The organism is Kitasatospora sp. NPDC089509, from assembly GCF_044749365.1.
Lineage (GTDB): Bacteria > Actinomycetota > Actinomycetes > Streptomycetales > Streptomycetaceae > Kitasatospora.
On record NZ_JBIVHS010000059.1, the window covers coordinates 1 to 2401 of the forward strand.

At 75.7% G+C, this 2401-nt stretch carries 1 protein-coding gene; it reads right to left on the bottom strand.

From position 1 onward, the window contains the following. Positions 1–2401: amino acid adenylation domain-containing protein (locus ACIP4P_RS45045; protein WP_400930335.1), on the bottom strand; the 2401-nt coding region annotated here is incomplete at both ends.

The following is a 2401-nucleotide window of genomic DNA, read 5'->3' on the forward strand; positions in this document are numbered from 1 at the left end:
GGGCGGATGGACTGCTGGGGTTCGCCGTCGGTCTCCGGGAAGAGGGTGCGCAGGGTCTCGTGCCGCTCCACCACGGAGTCCAGCGCGGCCTGGAGAGCGATGGAGTCGATCTCGCCGGGCAGCGACAGCACCACCGGGATGTTGTAGGAGGCGCGCTCGGTCTCCTCCATCCGGTTGAGGAACCAGAGCCGGGACTGCGCGTGGGAGAGCGGGATCCGTGCGGGGCGCTCGGCCGGGACGAGCTCCGGCAGGGCGGCCGCGGGCCGGGCCAGCTCCAGCCGCTCGGCCAGCAGGGCCACGGTGGGCGCCTCGAAGAGGTCGCGGACCCCGATCTCGGCGGCCAGTTCGGAGCGCACCGCCGCGACCAGGCGCATCGCCAGCAGCGAGTGGCCGCCGAGGTCGAAGAAGTTGTCGTCGATGCCGACCGTCTCCGCGCCGAGCGTGGCGGCGAACAGGCCGCAGAGGACGGACTCGCGCGGGGTGCGCGGCTCGCGGGCCGGTGCGCTGGTGAGGCTCGGCGCGGGCAGGGCGCGGCGGTCGAGCTTGCCGTTGGGGGTGAGCGGGAGGGTGTCGAGCAGCACGACGGCGGACGGGACCAGGTACCCGGGCAGCTGGGCGGCGGCCGCCGCCCGCAGGTCGGCCGGGTCCGGGGCGGTGGCGCCGGCGGCCGGCACCAGGTAGGCGACCAGCCGGCGGTCACCCGGGCGGTCCTCGCGCAGCAGCACGGCGGCCTGGGCGATCTCCGGGCGGGCGGTGAAGTGCGCCTCGATCTCGGCGGGTTCGATCCGGAAGCCGCGCAGCTTGATCTGGTCGTCGGTGCGGCCGAGGAACTCCAGGTGGCCCCCGCCCTCGCCGTCGCGCCGCCAGCGGGCCAGGTCGCCGGTGCGGTACATCCGGGCGCCGGGCTCGCCGTACGGGTCCGGGAGGAAGCGCTCGGCGGTCGCGCCCGGGCGGCCGAGGTAGCCGCGGGCCAGGCCGGCGCCGGCGATGAACAGCTCGCCCGGCACCCCGGCCGGCAGCCGGCGCAGTGCGGCGTCCAGCACCTGGACCCGCATGTTGTCCAGCGGGCGGCCGATCGGCACGGTGCTGCCGATCGCGTCCCCGGCGGCCATCGGGTGCCGGGTGGCGAACACGGTGGTCTCGGTCGGCCCGTAGCCGTCGACCACCCGCAGGGTCGGGTGGACCTCCAGCACCCGGCGCACGGCGGCGGCCGGGACGACGTCGCCGCCGGTCATCACCTCGCGGACGCCGGTCAGGCTCTGCGGCGCGTCCTCGGCGAGCAGCCGGAACAGGCCGGCGGTCAGCCAGAGCGCGGTGACCCGGTGGTCGGCGACCAGGCGTCCGATCCGCTCGGCGTCCAGCTCACCGGCCGGCGCCACCACCACCTGGCCGCCGCCGAGCAGCGGCACCCACAGCTCGTAGGTCGCGGCGTCGAAGGCGTGCGGGGAGTGGAACAGCACCCGCTCGTGGTGGCCGTCGCGCTGCCACCAGCGGTCGGCGGCCAGTGCGGCCACGTCCGCGTGGGTCACGGCGACGCCCTTGGGGGTGCCGGTGGAGCCGGAGGTGTACATCACGTAGGCGAGCTGCGCGGGCTGCACGGTCGGGAGTACGGCGCCGGGGGCGTCCGGCAGCGGCGCCGAGACGTCCACCACCTGCCCGCCGGCCGCCGCCCGGGCCCGGACGTACGGGAGGTCGCGGGTGGTGGCGTCGACCAGCAGCAGTTCGGCGCCGGTGTCGGCGAGCACCAGGTCCATCCGCTCGGCCGGCCAGTTCTCGGCCAGCGGCACGTACGCGCCGCCGGCCCGGACGACGGCCAGCGTGCTGACCACCAGGGCCGTGGAACGCTGCTGGAGCACGGCGATCCGGCGCTCCGCACCCGCGCCGAGCGCTACCAGGTGGTGGGCCAACCGCGCGGTGACGGCGTCGAGTTCGGCGTAGCTGAGGGTGTCGGTGCCGCAGCTGACGGCGGTGGCGTCGGGGGTGCGGGCGGCCTGGGCGGCGAACAGCTCCGGCAGGGCGGCGGCGGGCAGCGGGTGGACGGCGCCGGTGGCCAGCGCGTCGAGTTCGGCCCGGCCGGAGTCGCCCAGCAGGTCGACGTCCTGGATGGGGGTGTCGGGGTGTTCGGCGGCGCTGCGCAGGATGCGCTGGAACTGCTCGGCGAGCCGCTCGACGGTGGCGGGCTCGAAGAGCTCGGCGGCGTACTCGATGGTGACGACGAGGCCGTTCGGGGTGCCGTCGGCGGTGTGCTGCTCGGCGACGGAGAACGACAGGTCGAACTTGGCCGCGCTCTCGAAGTCGACCTGCTCGACGTCGAGTTCGGTTCCTCCGGGTTGGGTGGTGTTGAGGGTGAGGATGGTTTGGAAGAGGGGGTGGCGGTGGGGGGTGCGGGTGGGGTTGAGGG